Below are 17718 nucleotides of genomic sequence, written 5' to 3' on the forward strand. Positions count from 1 at the left end.
CAATAAAATTTATTAATTTGGATTGGAATGTGAATATATTTTTAAACCAATTTCTACATATAGATATCCTATAGGAATGTTTAATAACATAATTCCAAGAGTTAGAAGAATTTGATTTGTTATTTGCTTTTGTTTTAATTGAAAAAACAATGTAACAAACAGATAAGTATTAACAAAAAATGCAGCAACAATAAAGAGTAAACTAAAATAAATCATTCCGTTAAACTCTGTAAAATAGAATATTAGCAACAAAATAGAGGCAACCAAAAAAGTTAAAAAAGCAACTTTTTTAGAGTTAGAAATAGTTTGATTTATATGAATTAGATTGTCTTTCAAATTTATATGCAACTAATTTTATCAACTCTTGTTGCGTGTCTTCCTCCTTCAAAATCAGTATTCAAAAAAGTATCAACAATTTCAATTGCTTGTTGAATAGAGGTAAATCGCGCCGGAATACTTACCACATTTGCATCATTGTGTTGGCGCGCAAGCGCCGAAATTTCTTTGGTCCAACAAAGTGCCGCTCTAATTCCTTGATGTTTATTGGCAGTCATTGCGATTCCGTTGCCACTTCCACAAATTACGATTCCTAAATCGGCTTTTCCTGATTCAACATCGGTAGCTACAGGATGACCAAAATCAGGATAATCAACACTATCAATAGTATCGGTTCCGTGGTTTAAAATTTCGTGTCCTTTTGATGTTAAATAATGAAGAATTGCTTTTTTATAATCTGGTCCTGCGTGATCGTTTCCAATAGAGATTTTCATAATAAATTGTGTTTTAGTTGTGGAAACAAATTTAGTTAATCTTATTTGTATTTCCATTTGATTTTTGTAAAATTATAACTGCTTGATTTGCTTACGTTAAGGAAATATTGTTAATAAGATATATTTATAAGTAGCTGTAAATCATTACATTTTATTTAATTCAAATGTTAAAATTTTACATTGTTAATAGTGGTTTGTAATTCGTTGATAATCAGTTAACGTTAAGTTAACATCAATTGTTAACAACTTTGAATAGAAAATTAGAAGTTTTTCCTGGTTGTATGAAAATTAATTGTAATCAAAAATTGGTATTAAAAATCCAAATTTAGTTTGGTGAATTTTTAGAAAAGTTATTAATACAAAAAACTACTTTTTCAACAGAAATTAACAATCAAAGTTATCTACAAAATGTTTGCTTTTTTACTTGTTAACAACTGTTAATGAAATCTAAAAAATACTTCAAAATGAATGATTTACTTTCTTAAAACTATGTTGATAAATCGGTATAAAAAAGTATAACTTGAAAATCAACTTTTAAAAATTAAAGTTATTGTACAAATTAACACGCTATAATAACCATCATAAATTAATTTAAATTTAAATTTTATTTTTGTTGTTTTTAATAGATGTTGAAAACTTTCAAATTTTAGAAAATAGAATAAAGAGAAAAGGAAATAGATTTTATACTATTTCTAAATTAGTATTTAAGTTATTCAAAATTTCTTTTACTCTTTCAACATCGTTTGGATGTACTTTTAAATCAATTCCGCCGTAGGCATAACTTGCTAATGGGTCAACAGCTATTAAATTTTCATTTTGAAATAAATATAGAATTCCTTCATGGTCTAAAATAGATTTTAAAACCATGATTTCGTGAGCAAAATTAAATGTAGCAACAGTTATTAATTCAGACATTTCTATTTTTTTATAAAGATACAAAAGTTATATTTTCGATAAATCTATTCTCTATTTTCTATTTTCTATTTTCTTCTTCGTAATTTTAAACTTTATTAAGAAAAAGATTATGAGTAAATTCCCAAAAAAGTTTGGAAAAAAAGAGAAAACTTTCTCTGAAAAGATTTTAAAAATACTATCACAAAATGCCAATAAACCATTCAATTACAAACAAATATGTGCTGTTCTTGAATTGAATGATACCAAAAGTAGAAACGAAATTATTAAAGATTTAAAAATTCTTGCTGCACAAAAAGTAATTATCGAAAGTGAACCTGGAAAATATTTAGTAAAAGCTGTTTCACAAGATTATTACGAAGGAACAATTGATATGACTTCTCGAAGAACTGCATATTTTATTTGTGATGAGTTTGAAGATGATGTTTTTATTCCAACCAATAATTTGAATCACGCATTAGATAAAGACAAAGTTAAGGTTTATGTTTATAACCGTCGTCGTGGTAAAAAACCTGAAGGCGAAGTAATTGAAGTTTTAGAAAGAGCTAAAACAGAATTCGTTGGAGTTATTGACATTCAAAAGAATTTTGCATTTGTAACAACCGCCAATGCTAAAATGTACACCGATATTTTTATTCCAAAGGATAAATATAATGGAGCTGAACAAGGCGATGTTGTTGTTGTAAAAATTGAAGATTGGCCAAAGAAAGCCGATTCACCTTTTGGTTCAGTTATTAATGTTTTAGGGAAACCAGGAGAACATGATACTGAGATTCATGCTATCCTTGCTGAGTATGGTTTACCTTATGATTTTCCGGTTGATGTTGAAGTTTTTGCACAAAAATTAGACACTGCGATTCATCCAGAAGAAATTGCAAAGCGTCGTGATATGCGCGACACGTTGACTTATACAATTGATCCAAAAGATGCTAAAGATTTTGATGATGCTTTATCGTTCAAAAAGTTAGAAAACGGAAATTACGAAATTGGAATTCATATTGCCGATGTTTCGCATTATTTGCAAGAAGGAACTATTCTAGATGATGAAGCTTATAATAGAGCAACTTCGGTTTATTTGGTTGATAGAGTTGTGCCAATGTTGCCAGAAGTATTATCTAATTTTGCTTGTTCACTTCGTCCGAATGAAGAAAAATATACGTTTTCAGCCATTTTTGAAATTGATAATAAAGCAACTGTTTTAAATCAATGGTTTGGTAGAACGGTAATTAATTCTGACCAACGATTTTCTTATGAAGAAGCGCAAGTGATTATTGAAACTAAATCTTCTACAATTCCATCTGAAATTTCATTAACTGGAAAAGAATATAAAGCTTCTGATGAAGTAACAGAAGCGACTTTAAAATTGGATGAATTAGCTAAAATTCTTAGAAGAAAAAGAATGAGCGAAGGCGCAATATCATTTGACAAAGTTGAAGTAAAATTCAATTTAGATGAAAATGGTGAACCAGAAGGTGTTTATTTCAAAGTTTCAAAAGATGCTAATCATTTGATAGAAGAATTCATGCTTTTAGCGAATAGAAAAGTAGCAGAATTTATTGGAAAACAAAAGAAAACTTTCGTTTATAGAATTCACGATGAACCTAATGAAGACAAGCTTTTTGCAATGCAAGCTTTGATTATGAAATTTGGTTATAAATTAGATTTACGCGATAACAAAAACATTTCTAAATCATTAAATCAATTAATGTCAGATGTTAATGGTAAAAAAGAACAAAATCTAATTGACACTTTAGCAATTAGAACAATGAGTAAAGCTAAATACTCAACAGAAAATATTGGTCACTACGGATTAGCATTTGATTATTACAGTCATTTTACATCGCCAATTAGACGTTATCCTGACGTTATGGTACATCGATTACTTCAATATTATTTAGATGGCGGAAAATCGGTTTCTGCAGAAGAATTTGAAGAAAAATGCGAACATTCTAGTAATATGGAAAGTTTGGCTACAAATGCGGAACGCGATTCGATTAAATACATGCAGATTAAATACATGCAAGATCACAAAGATGAAGAGTTTTTGGGTGTAATTTCTGGTGTAACCGAATGGGGAATTTATGTAGAAATCATTTCTAATAAATGCGAAGGAATGTGTAGAATTCGTGAAATTAAAGATGATTATTACACGTTTGATGAAAAACAATATGCTTTAGTTGGCGAAATTTCTAAAAGTTTACTACAATTAGGCGACGAAGTTTACGTTAAAGTTAAGAATGCTGATTTGGTTAAAAAACAATTAGACTTTACTTTTTTAAGAAAGAATGAGTAACTAACTGTAACATTTCAGTTTTCTTATTGTCTTTAAAAGAAAAAACATCATGAAAAAAATAATTTGTAGTTTCTTATTGGTAAGTTCAATTACTTTTTCACAAACAGAAAAGAATGTTGGTGATTTTAATAAAGTAACTTCATTTGATCAAATTGAAGTTTTGCTAATTCCATCCGACGAAAATAAAGTAGTTCTAGACGGTTCAGGTTCAGAAGATGTTGAAATTGTAAATAAAAATGGAGAGTTAAAAATTAGAATGCGTTTAACAAAAATGCTTTCTGGTGATAATATTTCAGCAACGGTTTATTACAAAAATATTGATGCTTTAGAAGCTAATGAAGGATCAAGAATTTCTTCTGAAGCTACTTTTAAATCTACTACTTTTGATATCATTGCGAAAGAAGGATCACAAGTTAAAATCAAAATTAGTGTGGATAGATTAATGGTTAGAGTTGCTAATGGTTCTACTATTTCAATCTCAGGAACCGCTAAAAATCAAGATGTTTTAATCAATTCTGGAGGAATTTATGAAGCAGAAAAATTGGAAACAAATCAAACTATAATTACTGCAAATGCTGGTGGAGATGCTGATGTTTATGCAACTGATTTGGTTGACGCTAAAGTTCGTGCAGGCGGTGATATTAGAATTTTTGGTAAACCAAAACAAATCAATCAAAAAATTGTAGCTGGCGGAACGATTAAAGAAGGAAATGATTAGTACTTTTTGTTTTTCAGAATAAAAGTTAGATATTTGATGAAGCAAAGTTTATTCTTTTAAACTTCAAATCCATAAACTTTTTAAATGATAAACGATATATTATCTGCCATACCTTGGGGAATTTTACTTGCATTTACTATTGGGCCAGTTTTTTTTGTATTACTTGAAACTAGTATTACAAAAGGATTTAGAGCAGCAATGGTTTTTGATTTTGGAGTAGTTTTTGCTGATTTTGTATTCATTCTTATTGCTTATTTTTCTACCAATCAAATACTTGAAAAACTAAAAGACGATCCAGGATTATTTATTTTTGGTGGCGCTGTTATGTTAGCTTACGGAATCATTTCTTATGTTAAAGAAAAAAAGAGTTACAAAAAGCAACTTGAAGAAGAATTAGAAGAAGATAATATCCAAAAAAACAACTATTTGGGTTTATTTTTCAAAGGATTTTTATTGAATTTCATCAACATTGGAGTCTTAGCTTTTTGGATGGGAATCATCATTGTTTTTGGTCCAAAACTAAATATGGAAACCAATAGAATTATCCTTTTTATAGCTTGTATTATCCTTACTTATTTCGCGGTTGATATCATAAAAATTATGGTTGCCAAACAACTAAAATCAAGAATGACACCTCATAATATCTACAAAATTAAAAGAGTTATCAGTATTATTCTAATGATTTTTGGTGGTTTTTTAATGGCTCAAGGTTTCTTTCCAAAAGAAAAAGAAATGATTAAAGAGAAGTTCGGAATCAAAGAACCAGTTGTAAATGAAAAGTATAATTAATGTAATTTTTCTCCTTTTCACACTTTCATTTTATGGACAAAATGATACGATTTCTGATGTAAAAACTACAAATATTAGTGAAGTTTTTATTGAATCTAATTATACAATTTATAGAGGAATAAAAAACAGAATATTTATTAATGTTCCAAATCCTGAAACATTAACTGCATCTTCACAAGGATTATTTATTGAGGATAACAAATATTTTATTTCTCCTGGAGTAGGAAATGAACAAGATTTGTTCCTGAGTTTTAAATCAGATGAAGGAAAAATTATAAATGAAAATCATATTTTAAAAATCAAAAACATACCAATCGCTCTAGGTTTGATAAACGGTTATAATTGTAGCAAGTGTTTGGTGGAAATGAAAAAAAGTGAACTTAAAGATGCTATTGTTTCATTAAAATTTGACGATGTTTCTAAAGATTTTAATTTTAAAGTAAATGGCTTTTCTATTTTATTTTCTAATCAAAAGATAAAATGGCTTGATATAAAAGGAGATAGAATAAATGAAGAAGCATTTGAAAAAATAAATAAACTTGAAGTAGGTTCGAAGTTTTAAATTATGAGCATAAAATATAGTTATAGTTGGGAAGGATTAATATGTAAAACGACTCCAATTAAAATAATGATTATTGATGAAGAATAAATTTTTAATGTTTTTTCTTTTTTCAACACTTTCATTTTATGGACAAAATGATACAATTTCAGTTGTTAGGCATACAGATAATGACTTTGTTATTCCAAAAACAGCTAAAATAGTTTACAGAGGATTTTTAAATGAAATTTTTATTGATGTTCCTAATTCAAAATCTTTTGAAGTAGTTGGAATTGGAGTTTCCAAAAAAGAAAAGAATATTTATAATATTAATCCGTCTTCTGGAACAGAAGTTATTATTAACATTTCAGGAGTTTTAAAAAACGGAAAAAAGTTTTCTGAAAATCAAGTATTCCAAATTAAAAATATTCCAAATCTTCAAATGAATATTAATAATTTCATTGGATTTAAAGTTAGAATGCAAAAACATAATCTCTTAAATGCTGTTATAAAAGGAAGTTTTCCTGATAAAAACATTGGTTTGCAATGTACCATTAAAGGTTTTGAGTTAAGAATACCTGGTTATAGTTCAATTCATATAGATGGAAATAAAATTAAAGAAGAGTATTATAAAAAAATTGTTAGTAAAGTAAAGATTGGTGATGAAATAGTTATAAGTGATATTAGATTTACTGTAAATATTACAGCTAACATTTGTAAAACAAACCCAATAATTATAGAGATTTATTGATTTTTTTTTAAAAAAAAGAGACACATTTCTGTATCTCTTCTTGAGGCATCGTCAGGATTTGAACACAACTTTAATTAATTTTTTCTAAAAATTTTAAAACAAAAAAATCCTCTCGATTGAGAGGATTTTAAGCAGAGGCATCGTCCGGATTCGAACCGGAGTAGGAGCTTTTGCAGAGCCCAGCCTAGCCGCTCGGCCACGACGCCAATTATTTATTGGATTGCAAATATATAAAAAAGTTTAAAGTTTGAAAGTTTAAACTTTAAAAAGTTTCATTTTCTTACTTCGTACTTCTAATGTTGTACTTCGTACTTAATTCCTGTATTCTTCCATTTCAATAGTAACTGCTTCAACATCACCTCCAATAGGCGGATTTAGTTTAGAAACAGCCAACACAATTCTAGAAACAGATGGAATTTCCTTAAAGATTCTTGTGATGATTCTGTGAGCTACATGTTCTAAAAGTTTAGCTCTAATATCCATTTCTTCTACCACAATTTGATTTAAAAGTACATAATCAACTGTATCTTTCAACTCATCAGTAAGTGCAGATTTACGTAAATCAGTTTTGATTTCTAAGTCAACTCTATAATCTGAACCAATTTTCCCTTCTTCTTCAAGACATCCGTGAAATGAAAAAGTTCTAATATTTTGTAATTTAATAGTTCCCATTTTTTTAGTATTCAGTGTTCAGTAAACAGTTTTCAGATAAAAAAGTAAATAAAAGCACATCTATTTTCTATTCGTCTATTATCTATCATCTAAATTTTTATCTTTGCTAAAATTACGAAATAATTATGTCAACAGAAGAAAAGTCTCTGAATTTTATTGAACAAATCATAGAAGAAGATTTAAAAAACGGATTATCACAAGATAAACTTCGTTTTCGTTTTCCGCCTGAGCCTAATGGTTATTTACACGTTGGTCATGCGAGTGCTATTTGTTTAAATTTTGGTTTAGGAATTGATTATCAAGCGCCAGTTAATTTGCGTTTTGATGATACCAATCCTGCCAAAGAAGAACAGGAATTTGTTGATGCAATTAAAAGAGATGTTGAATGGCTTGGTTTTAAATGGGATAAAGAATGTTATGCCTCTGATTATTTTCAAGAGTTATACGATTGGGCAGTTCAGTTTATAAAAGATGGAAAAGCCTATGTTGACAGCCAATCTTCAGAAGAAATGGCTATTCAAAAAGGAACTCCAACAACTCCAGGAACTGATTCTCCATATAGAAATCGTTCAGTTGAAGAAAATTTAGAGTTATTCGAACGAATGAAAAATGGCGAATTTCCAAACGGAACACACATTCTTCGTGCTAAGATAAGCATGGGCGCTAATAATATGTTGATGCGTGATCCAATTATGTATCGAATTCTTCATGCTCATCATCATAGAACTGCTGATAAATGGTGTATTTATCCAATGTATGACTGGGCTCATGGAGAAAGTGATTATTTAGAACAAATTTCACATTCGTTTTGTACACTTGAATTTTTACCTCACAGAGAGTTATATGATTGGTTTTTAAATCAAATTTATGATAGCAGTAAAGTAAGACCAAAACAAAGAGAATTTGCTCGTAGAAATCTTTCACATACTGTAGTTTCTAAAAGAAAATTACTACAATTAGTTCAAGAAAAGCATGTTACCGCTTGGGATGATCCAAGAATGAGTACTATTTCTGGAATGAGAAGACGTGGTTACACACCAGCATCAATAAGAAATTTTGCTAATACCATTGGAATTGCAAAACGTACAAATTTAATTGATGTTTCGCTTTTAGAATTCTGTGTTAGAGAAGATTTAAATAAAACTGCTCCAAGAGTTATGGCAGTTTTGAATCCTGTGAAATTGGTAATTACAAATTATCCAGAAGGAAAAGAAGAAAGTTTAGAAGCAGAAAATAGTCAAGAAGATGCGAGTTTAGGTTTTCGTCAAGTGCCTTTTTCTAGAGAATTATATATTGAAAGAGAAGATTTTCAAGAGGAAGCTAATAAGAAATTTTTCCGTTTGACTTTAGGTACTGAAGTACGTTTAAAAAATGCTTATATCATTAAAGGTGAATCAGTTGTAAAAGATTCGGAAGGAAATATTACTGAAATTCATTGTACTTATGATGAAGATTCTCGAAGTGGAAGTGGGACAGAGGCTAGTCAAAGAAAAGTAAAAGGAACTATTCATTGGGTTTCAATAAATCATGCAATTGAAGCAGAAGTTCGATTATATGATAGGCTTTTTACACATGAAAATCCAGATGGCGATAAAGAAGTAGATTTTAAAGAATACATTAATCCAAATTCGTTAGAAGTAATTACTGGATATCTTGAACCAAGTTTGGCTTCCGCAAAAGATGGTGAAAGATTTCAATTTCAACGATTAGGATATTATTGTGTTGATAAAGATTCGTCTGCTGAAAAATTAGTTTTTAACAAAACAGTTGGCTTAAGAGATACTTGGGCAAAAGTGGAAAGTAAAGAATAATTTATAAATAGATTTTATATATAAAACCCAACAGAAATGTTGGGTTTTTCTATTATTGAAAAAACTTATCATAAAACAAAAAGCATATTTTTTTACTATTAAAATCGGCCTTTATATTTTAATTTTAATCAATTTTTAAAAATTCACCAACATAATTCACCAAACCATCAATAAACGTTGGTTATTTCGCTTTAAAATGGTTTTTACTTCTTTAACGACGATTTAACACTACGATATGATAAAATTTTGTAACTTTAGTATAAATAAAACTTAAAAGTTATGTCAAGTAAAAATGGAAATAGCATTTTAGCAATTTTAGCAGGTGCTGCAATCGGAGTTGGATTAGGAATTTTATTTGCACCAGACAAAGGTTCAAAAACTAGAGAAAAACTAAAAGAAGGTTTTGATGACTTAAAAGGAGAAGCTAAAACAAAATGGGATGCACTAGAAGAAGACACCAAAGATGAATTTTCTAAAACCAAAGATGAATTAATAGAAACGGTTGAAGATTTACTTTCTAGTTCAAGTTACAAAGCAGAAGAAGCAATTACTTTTCTTGAAGAAAAATTGGCTGAGTTAAAAACGCAAAACGCTAAACTTCAGAAATAATGGCTTTTGAAGAATTAAAAGAAAATACTGAAGCAATTCAAGAAAATGCCAAAGCTTATGTTGAAAGTAGTTTAGCTTACTATAAACTTTGGGGTTTCAAGGTTGCTATGAAATTAACCACCTTGTCAGTCAAGTTTTTCTTGATTGCAACGTGTTTGATGATTTTTTTATTTTTTGTTTCTATAGCTGGGGCAATGGAGTTGGGGCAATTATTTAATAGTTATCCTTTAGGATTTCTTGCTGTTGCAGGAATTTATCTATTTTTAGCATTGTTGTTATTTTTAATAAAAGATAAAATTGTAGAAGGACCTATTTTAGAGAAATTTTCAGAAATATTTTTTAACGACTAAATTATGGAAAATAAAAAATATTCGTCCTATGCAGCAATAGAGCAGGATTTAGAAATTCTGAAATTAGAAAAAGAACTCTATTACCAAAAAATGCTTTTAAGTATTGATAAAACCAAAGAAAGTATTCTGCCTTCTAAATCAGTTTCTTTTATTGGAAATCTGTATCAAAAAGTATTTTCAGGAACTTATGGAACGCTTTTAAAAATAGCAATTCCTTACATCATCAATTGGTATATAAACAGAAAAAGAGGCGATTAAGCCTCTTTTTATTTGAAAACATTTCATTAAACTTCATCACTTGGATTAGAAGTATCACTTGGATTAAAATCTGTTGAAGTGTGATCATTTTTTGTTTTCACACGTTTTGGTTGATTTTTCATTGTTTCACCAATTTGGTTACTTGCAGAAAAACTTGCCACCATATTGTTCAACATATCGCTTCCTGCCTGAGGTGAGTTTGGTAATAAAATCAAATTAGAGTTAGTATCTGCACCAATAGCTTGTAAAGTATCGTAATGCTGAGTAACTACGATTAATGCCGAAGCTTCTTGGGAGTTAATTCCAACAGAATTTAATACTTCAACACTTTCTACCAATCCGCGAGCAATTTCTCTTCTTTGGTCTGCAATACCTTGACCTTGTAATTTTTTACTTTCTGCCTCAGCTTTTGCTTTTGCCACAATTCTAATTCTTTGTGCTTCACTTTCGAATTCTGCAGCTGTTTTTTCTCTATCAGCAGCGTTGATTCTATTCATTGCGTTTTTAACTTGAATATCAGGATCAATATCAGTAACCAAAGTATTGATAATGTCGTATCCATAAGTGGTCATTGCCTCGTTCAATTCACGTTTTACAGCAATGGCAATATCATCTTTTCTAACGAAAACGTCGTCCAAAATCAATTTAGGAACTTCAGCACGAACCACGTCAAAAACATAAGCCGTAATCTGATCGTGTGGGTATTCTAATTTATAAAAAGCTTCATAAACTTTGTCTTGAATTACTTTAAACTGAACCGAAACTTTCATTTTGATAAATACATTATCTTTTGTTTTGGTTTCAATCAATACATCAAGTTGTTGAATTCTTAAGTTTACTCTTCCGGCAACTCTGTCAATAATTGGAATTTTAAGTTGTAAACCTGAGTTTCTAATACTTGTAAATTTTCCAAAACGTTCAATGACTACCGCGGTTTGTTGCTTTACAGTAAAGAAAGAAGAGAATAAAATAATTAATCCGAAGAAAGCTAAAACAATTAAAAAGACTTCCATTATATAATATTTAGTTTGTTAATACAATTATTATACGAGAATAACTTATGTTTGTTACAAATTAATTCTACATAATGAAGAAATCTTTTTTTACAATTGCTTTTTGTGTTTTTACAACTTTATGTTTTTCTCAGTATAGAAATCGTGATGGAAATAGAATAGGGTTGTCTGCCGGAGTTTCACAAACTAGTTTATTTACAACAGATTTTGATTCCAAACCAGGAATGGGCTTTGCAGGTGGACTTTCTGTAAGAGGAAATTATTACAACAATTGGAGTATGATTTATGGAATGCAATTTTTCAGCAATAATTTTAGTCTTGAATCAACATCGTTAACTTCATTAGCTAAAGAAACAGAATTCAATTTACAAGGCGTACAAGTGCGATTATTGTTAAGTTATAATGTTGTTGAAGATCATGTATCGTTTGATTTTGGTCCTGTTTTACAAATAAATGGAAAGCTTTCTGTTAACGAAAGAGATCAAAATAATATTCTAAAAGGAACTATATTAACAGCAAAACAAATTGAAGAAGTTTCTACTATTAATGGAAATTTTTATGTTGGATTTTCAGCTGGAAGTAAAGTAGTTCGTGCAGTAATTTTTTATGAATACGGATTTACTAATATCTTCAGTAAATTGAATAAGAATGATGATTTTAAATTACTTACAGGTAACGAAAGTATAAAAGGAAATCTAGGAACAATTAATGGACAGATTATTTTTAACTTATAATAAAAAAGCCCTGAATTTCAGGGCTTTTCTTTTTCTATAAATTTGCAATTGCTTTTTCTAATCGTTTGATGGTTTCGTCTTTTCCAATCAATTCTACAATATCAAAAAGATGTGGACCTTTTAATGCGCCAACCAAACTCAATCGGAAAGGTTGCATTACTTTACCCATTCCAATTTCATTTTTAGTCATCCAATCTTTTACGATTGTTTCAATATTTACCGAATTGAAATCTTCGATTGGTTTTAAAACTTCAATCAATTGTAGCATTAAATTAGGTGTTTCTTCTTTCCAGTTTTTAGCTGCTTTTTCATCGTAAGAAGTTGGTGCAACAAAAAAGAAGTCACTCATTTCCCAAAAATCTGAAACGAAATTAGCACGTTCTTTTATGGATGAAACTATTTTTATTAAGGTTGTATAATCTACATCAATTCCTTTTTCATAAACAATAGGAGCAAAGGCTTTCGCCAAATCTTCATCATTTTGCTTTTGCAAATACTGATGATTGAACCATTTGTTTTTTTCAGGATCAAATTTTGCTCCAGCTTTATGAACTCTATTTAAATCAAAATTTTCTGCCAATTCTTCTAATGAAAATAGTTCTTGATCTGTTCCGTCATTCCAACCTAAAAGAGCCAAAAAGTTAATTACGGCTTCAGGAAAGAATCCTTTTTCTCTATAGCCAGATGAAATTCCTTCTTCTGTTTTCCATTCTAAAGGAAATACAGGAAAGCCCATTTTATCGCCATCACGTTTTGATAATTTTCCGTTTCCAATTGGTTTTAAAATTAATGGTAAATGCGCAAATTCTGGAGCTTCCCAACCAAATGCTTTGTATAATAAAACATGTAAAGGCATACTTGGCAACCATTCTTCACCACGAATAACGTGAGAAGTTTCCATCAAATGATCATCAACAATATTGGCTAAATGATAAGTTGGCATACCGTCTGACTTAAATAAAACTTTATCGTCTAATAAATTTGTTTCAAATTTAATATCACCACGAATGATGTCATTCAAATGCAACGTTTCATTCACTGGAGTTTTAAATCGGATAACATAATCTGCTCCAGACGCAATTCGTTTATCAGTTTCTTCTTTAGAAATTACTAATGAAGTATCTAATTTTTCACGATTATGCCAGTTGTAAATAAACGTTTTTCCTTCTGCTTCGTGCTGTTTTCTATGTGCATCCAAAGTTTCTGCTGTGTCAAATGCATAATAAGCCCAACCTGAAGCAATCAATTGGTCAGCATATTGTTTGTATAAATCTTTTCTTTCAGACTGACGATAAGGTCCAAATTTTTCGTTTTTCCCAACGGTTTCACTTGGTGCAATTCCCAACCATTCCATAGCTTCCATAATGTATTCTTCTGCTCGAGGAACAAATCGATTTTGGTCGGTATCTTCAATTCGTAAATAGAAAACACCACCATTTTTTTTCGCAAATAAATAATTAAATAAAGCGGTTCTTACACCACCAATATGCAATGGTCCAGTTGGACTTGGTGCAAAACGCACACGAACTTGTTTAGACATTATGTAATAATTTTTGCAAAGATACAATTTGCTATTGAAATTGTTATTGTCATTGCTTTTTGTGTTTAATAAAGATTTAACTTTTATCGTAAGTATAAATTTGTATTTTTATCGGTTATAAACAAAGTATTAACAATTTTGGAACATCAAAACATAATATTCGATAAACTCGAACAGTTTATTAAGAAGTTTTATACAAACGAATTACTACGTGGAACCATTTTCTTCGTCGGAATTGGGTTGCTTTATTTTCTTTTTACACTTTTTGTAGAATATTTCCTTTGGCTAAAACCAACAGCGAGAACAGTTTTGTTTTGGACATTCATTGCTGTAGAACTTTTCTTGTTGTCACGATTTATTTTATTTCCTCTCTTTAAATTATTCAAACTTCAAAAAGGAATTAATTATGACGACGCTTCCAAAATTATTGGAAATCATTTTAATGAAGTAGGTGATAAGCTTACCAATTTTTTACAATTATCTCAAGATAAAAACAAATCAGAATTATTAGTTGCTTCAATAGAACAGAAAGCGAATACACTGCAACCCATTCCTTTTGGAAATGCAATTAATTTCGGAAGTAATAAGAAATTTTTACCGTTAGCAATTATTCCAATTTTGTTTTTTGCGTTTTTCTATTTGTCAGGAAATAGTAGTTTTATTTCTCAAAGTTTGAATCGTGTGGTTAATTACAAACAACAATTTTTACCGCCAGCTCCATTTGAATTTCAACTTTTGAATAAATCTTTACAAACCGAACAAAACCAAGATTTTCTTTTGAAAGTTAAAACAGTCGGAAAAATAGTTCCAGAAAATGCTATGATTTTTATTGGTGAGGAAAGCTATTTCATGGAAAGTACTAAGCCAGGAGAATTTCAGTTTGTTATTCCTAAACCAAAAGAGAATTTAGAATTTCATATTGAGGCAAATGAGGTTTCGTCTAATGATTATGAATTGAATGTTTTTACAGTTCCATCGATAGCAAACTTCGAAATGGTTTTGAATTTTCCTGGGTATTTGAATAAAAAAGCAGAAGTAATTAAAGGAACAGGAAATGCTGTCATTCCAGAAGGTACGCGAGTAACTTGGAGAATGAATACCTTAGCTACTCAAAAAGTGGAATGGTTGGATGCTTCAGCTAAGTATGCTTTTACAAAACAAGAAAATCAATTTTTGTTGTCAAAAAATATTGTTCAAAATACAGATTATCAAATTGTTACTTCAAATAATAAGGTTCAAAACTACGAAAAACTTAATTATCAGATTTCCGTGGTTAAAGATCAATTTCCAACAATTACTGTAGGAAATGCGCCAGACAGTCTTAAAATCGAAAAAAACTATGTTTTAGGACAAGTGTCAGATGATTACGGGCTTTCAAAATTACAAGTAGTTTATTATCCTAAAGACAAACCAAATTTTGCCAAACGTGGAGCAATTGCAGTAAAAAGAGATGTCTACGACCAATTTGTATTTGCTTTTCCAAGTAATTTACCAGTTGAAGAAGGTGTTTCTTATGAATATTATTTTGAGATTTTTGATAACGATGCTTTACACAATTTTAAAAGTGCCAAGTCTTCTGTTTTCACTAATAGAGTTGCCACAGAAAGTGAAAAGGAAGATCAAGTATTACAACAACAAAATGATAATATTAATTCTCTAGAAAAGTCTTTAAAAACTCAAGACAAGCAATTAAACGAAATGGAGAAGTTGCAAAAAATGGGTAAAGAGAAAGACAATCTTGAATTTAAAGAACAGCAAAAGGTTAATGATTTTTTAAACAAACAAAAGCAGCAAGATGAATTGATGAAAAATTTTGCTGAAAAGATGAAAGAGAATTTAGACAAAGTTAAAACTGAAAAGAAAGATGAAGTAAAAGAGGTTTTAAAAGAACGTCTAGATAAAGTTGAAAAAGATTTAGAAAAAAATAAAAAGCTTTTAGATGAACTTCAAAAGTTAAATGAAAAACTTCAAAAAGAAGAGTTGTTTGAAAAGATGGATAAGCTCAAACAGCAGAGTAAAAATCAAACAAAGAGTCTTCAACAATTAGTTGAATTGACTAAGAAATATTATGTAGAAAAGAAAGCAGAACAAATTGCAGATAAATTAGATAAGCTTTCAGAAAAGCAAGAAAAGTTATCGGATAATGACAAGGAAAATTCTACTGAAAAACAAGAAGAAATTAACAAAGAGTTCGATAAAATTCAAGAAGAGCTTAATGAATTAGAAAAAGAAAATAAAGAATTAAAAACTCCGGTTGAACTTCCAGATACAGCTCCGAAAGAGAAAAGTATTGATGAAGATTTAAAGAAAGCATCAGATGAATTAAAGAAAGACTCTAAGTCAGCTGCAAAACCAAAACAAAAAAGTGCTTCAAAGAAAATGAAGCAAATGAGTCAAGACATGCAAGCTAGTATGGAATCTGGCGAGATGGAACAAATGGATGAAGATGTTGCAATGTTGCGTCAAATTCTTGATAATCTATTAGCTTATTCTTTTTCACAAGAAAACGTTATGAAAGAGTTTAGAGGTTTAAAAAGAGTTTCTTTGAGTTTTAATAAAAACCTTAAAATCCAACAAGATTTAAAACAACAGTTTAAACATGTAGATGATAGTTTATTTGCACTTTCATTACGTAATCCTAAAATAGCTGAAGAGGTAACTACTGAGGTAGGTAATGTTCAATACAACGTTGACAAATCTTTAGAAACTTTGGCAGATGCAAATGTCCCAAAAGGAATTTCTCACCAACAATTTGCTACAAGTTCGGCTAATAAATTGGCAGACATGTTAGCAGATACCATGAATAATATGCAGATGTCTATGTCAATGTCTGGCGCAGGAAAAGGTAAGCCAAAACCTGGTGAAGGAAGCGGAATGCAATTACCAGACATCATTAAAAAGCAAGAAGGACTTGGTGAAAAAATGAAGAAAGGCATGAAACCTGGTCAAAAGCCAGGTGATGGAAAAGATGGAAAAGAAGGTGAACAAGGAAGTGGTAAAGAAGGTCAGAAGGAAGGAAAAGATGGTAAAGGTAAATCTGGAAAAGACGGAAAAAGCGGCGGTAGCGGAAATAGTCAAGGTGATTCTGATGGAGAAAACGGCGAAGATGGAGAAGGCGATGCAAAAGCAATCATGGAGATTTATAAAGAGCAACAACAGTTAAGAGAGGCTTTACAAAATGAACTTAACAAACAAGGTTTAGGTGGTCAAGGTCAAAACGCTTTAAATCAAATGAAGCAAATAGAGAAACAATTATTAAACAAAGGTTTTAATAATGAAGTGCTTCAGAAGATGCTTAATCTAAAATATGAAATGCTCAAATTAGAAAAAGCAATTCAACAACAAGGCGAAGAAAAGAAACGTCAGTCAGAGACTAATAAAAAAGAATTTACTAATTTAACGAATGCTTTACCTAAACGTTTGCAAGAATATTTGAATAGCGTTGAAATTTTAAACCGACAAACCTTACCTTTGCGCTCCAATTTTAACCAAAAGGTTCAAAAATATTTCAAAACAAATGATTAGTTTCAATTACGAATTAGAGTTTCAACTTGAAAACGAAGAACAATATTCTTCATGGATTTCAAATGTTATTTCATCTGAAAACAAAAAGGAAGGTGATATTAATTATATCTTTTGTGATGACGAATACATCCTTGAAATCAACAAGCAATACCTAAATCACGACTATTATACAGACATTATTAGCTTTGATTATTCTGTAGGAAACGAATTACACGGCGATATTTTTGTTTCTATAGAAAGAGTTCGTGAAAACGCTATAGAATTTGAAGTTACTTTTGATGAAGAATTCAAAAGAGTACTTGCTCATGGTGTTTTGCATTATTGTGGTTATAAAGATAAAACAGGAGAAGAAGAGCTGTTAATGCGCTCCAAAGAAGATGAGAAAATCAAAATGTTTCACGTGGAACATTAATTGTTTTTTATAAATTGAATTTA

The 17718-nt window shown here is 29.8% G+C and carries 18 protein-coding genes and 1 tRNA gene; 12 read left to right on the forward strand and 7 right to left on the reverse strand.

Annotated features, from left to right (window positions below; translation table 11 throughout):
- Nucleotides 1–12: 12 nt before the first annotated feature.
- The 3 genes from ABD771_RS08490 to ABD771_RS08500 all read right to left on the reverse strand — a co-directional run bounded on the left by ABD771_RS08490 (nt 13) and on the right by ABD771_RS08500 (nt 1685).
- The gene (locus tag ABD771_RS08490) at nt 13–336 is read right to left on the reverse strand and encodes a hypothetical protein (protein ID WP_345093489.1); all 324 of its coding nucleotides are present in this window, start codon (nt 334–336) and stop codon (nt 13–15) included.
- A gap of 2 nt (nt 337–338) precedes the next feature.
- On the reverse strand, nt 339–770 hold the full coding sequence (gene rpiB / locus ABD771_RS08495) for a ribose 5-phosphate isomerase B (protein ID WP_345093708.1): 432 nt from the start codon (nt 768–770) through the stop codon (nt 339–341).
- 681 nt (nt 771–1451) lie between these two features.
- The gene (locus tag ABD771_RS08500; RefSeq protein ID WP_345093492.1) at nt 1452–1685 is read right to left on the reverse strand and encodes a DUF2007 domain-containing protein; all 234 of its coding nucleotides are present in this window, start codon (nt 1683–1685) and stop codon (nt 1452–1454) included.
- Nucleotides 1686–1794: 109 nt separating this feature from the next.
- Here ABD771_RS08500 and rnr point away from each other — a divergent pair, with 109 nt between their 5' ends.
- The 5 genes from rnr (at nt 1795) to ABD771_RS08525 (ending at nt 6771) form a co-directional block, all read left to right on the forward strand.
- Nucleotides 1795–3975, forward strand: coding sequence for a ribonuclease R (rnr, locus tag ABD771_RS08505; RefSeq protein WP_345093495.1), 2181 nt, complete (start codon nt 1795–1797; stop codon nt 3973–3975).
- Between the two features lie 49 nt (nt 3976–4024).
- The gene (locus ABD771_RS08510; protein WP_345093498.1) at nt 4025–4693 is read left to right on the forward strand and encodes a head GIN domain-containing protein; all 669 of its coding nucleotides are present in this window, start codon (nt 4025–4027) and stop codon (nt 4691–4693) included.
- An 84-nt stretch (nt 4694–4777) separates the two neighbouring features.
- On the forward strand, nt 4778–5482 hold the full coding sequence (locus ABD771_RS08515; protein WP_345093501.1) for a LysE family translocator: 705 nt from the start codon (nt 4778–4780) through the stop codon (nt 5480–5482).
- A complete protein-coding gene (locus tag ABD771_RS08520; protein ID WP_345093504.1) occupies nt 5466–6044 on the forward strand; it encodes a hypothetical protein in 579 nt (192 codons plus the stop codon). The genes ABD771_RS08515 and ABD771_RS08520 overlap by 17 nt, the downstream gene beginning before the upstream one ends.
- 76 nt (nt 6045–6120) lie before the next feature.
- Entirely contained in the window at nt 6121–6771 is a 651-nt protein-coding gene (locus tag ABD771_RS08525) for a GldM family protein (protein ID WP_345093508.1), read from the forward strand.
- A 135-nt stretch (nt 6772–6906) separates the two neighbouring features.
- Here ABD771_RS08525 and ABD771_RS08530 read toward each other — a convergent pair.
- Nucleotides 6907–6977 (reverse strand) — tRNA-Cys (locus tag ABD771_RS08530).
- Nucleotides 6978–7083: 106 nt separating this feature from the next.
- On the reverse strand, nt 7084–7443 hold the full coding sequence (gene folB, locus ABD771_RS08535; protein ID WP_345093510.1) for a dihydroneopterin aldolase: 360 nt from the start codon (nt 7441–7443) through the stop codon (nt 7084–7086).
- Nucleotides 7444–7568: 125 nt separating this feature from the next.
- Here folB and ABD771_RS08540 point away from each other — a divergent pair, with 125 nt between their 5' ends.
- From ABD771_RS08540 to ABD771_RS08555, 4 genes are all read left to right on the forward strand, one after another.
- Nucleotides 7569–9254: a glutamine--tRNA ligase/YqeY domain fusion protein gene (locus ABD771_RS08540; protein ID WP_345093513.1), complete on the forward strand. Its 1686-nt coding sequence runs from the start codon at nt 7569–7571 to the stop codon at nt 9252–9254.
- Nucleotides 9255–9533: 279 nt separating this feature from the next.
- Complete coding sequence (locus ABD771_RS08545) at nt 9534–9863, forward strand: YtxH domain-containing protein (RefSeq protein ID WP_345093516.1); 330 nt, start codon at nt 9534–9536, stop codon at nt 9861–9863.
- The gene (locus tag ABD771_RS08550) at nt 9863–10213 is read left to right on the forward strand and encodes a competence protein (protein ID WP_345093518.1); all 351 of its coding nucleotides are present in this window, start codon (nt 9863–9865) and stop codon (nt 10211–10213) included. The genes ABD771_RS08545 and ABD771_RS08550 overlap by 1 nt, the downstream gene beginning before the upstream one ends.
- Before the next feature lie 3 nt (nt 10214–10216).
- The gene (locus ABD771_RS08555) at nt 10217–10471 is read left to right on the forward strand and encodes a DUF6327 family protein (protein WP_345093521.1); all 255 of its coding nucleotides are present in this window, start codon (nt 10217–10219) and stop codon (nt 10469–10471) included.
- Nucleotides 10472–10497: 26 nt separating this feature from the next.
- Here ABD771_RS08555 and ABD771_RS08560 read toward each other — a convergent pair whose 3' ends face one another.
- Nucleotides 10498–11484 (reverse strand): SPFH domain-containing protein, encoded by a 987-nt coding sequence (locus tag ABD771_RS08560; protein WP_345093524.1) that lies wholly within the window; start codon nt 11482–11484, stop codon nt 10498–10500.
- Nucleotides 11485–11558: 74 nt separating this feature from the next.
- Here ABD771_RS08560 and ABD771_RS08565 point away from each other — a divergent pair, with 74 nt between their 5' ends.
- Nucleotides 11559–12218, forward strand: coding sequence for a PorT family protein (locus tag ABD771_RS08565; protein WP_345093527.1), 660 nt, complete (start codon nt 11559–11561; stop codon nt 12216–12218).
- 34 nt (nt 12219–12252) lie between these two features.
- Here the strand turns inward: ABD771_RS08565 and gltX are convergent, their stop codons facing one another.
- Complete coding sequence (gene gltX, locus ABD771_RS08570; protein ID WP_345093532.1) at nt 12253–13758, reverse strand: glutamate--tRNA ligase; 1506 nt, start codon at nt 13756–13758, stop codon at nt 12253–12255.
- Between the two features lie 138 nt (nt 13759–13896).
- Here gltX and ABD771_RS08575 point away from each other — a divergent pair, with 138 nt between their 5' ends.
- Both ABD771_RS08575 and ybeY read left to right on the forward strand, forming a co-directional pair.
- Entirely contained in the window at nt 13897–17283 is a 3387-nt protein-coding gene (locus tag ABD771_RS08575) for a hypothetical protein (protein WP_345093537.1), read from the forward strand.
- A complete protein-coding gene (ybeY, locus tag ABD771_RS08580) occupies nt 17276–17695 on the forward strand; it encodes an rRNA maturation RNase YbeY (RefSeq protein ID WP_345093541.1) in 420 nt (139 codons plus the stop codon). Before ABD771_RS08575 ends, ybeY begins: the two co-directional genes overlap by 8 nt.
- Nucleotides 17696–17718 lie beyond the last annotated feature (23 nt).

The organism is Flavobacterium chungnamense (assembly GCF_039539165.1).
Classification (GTDB): Bacteria; Bacteroidota; Bacteroidia; order Flavobacteriales; family Flavobacteriaceae; genus Flavobacterium; species Flavobacterium chungnamense.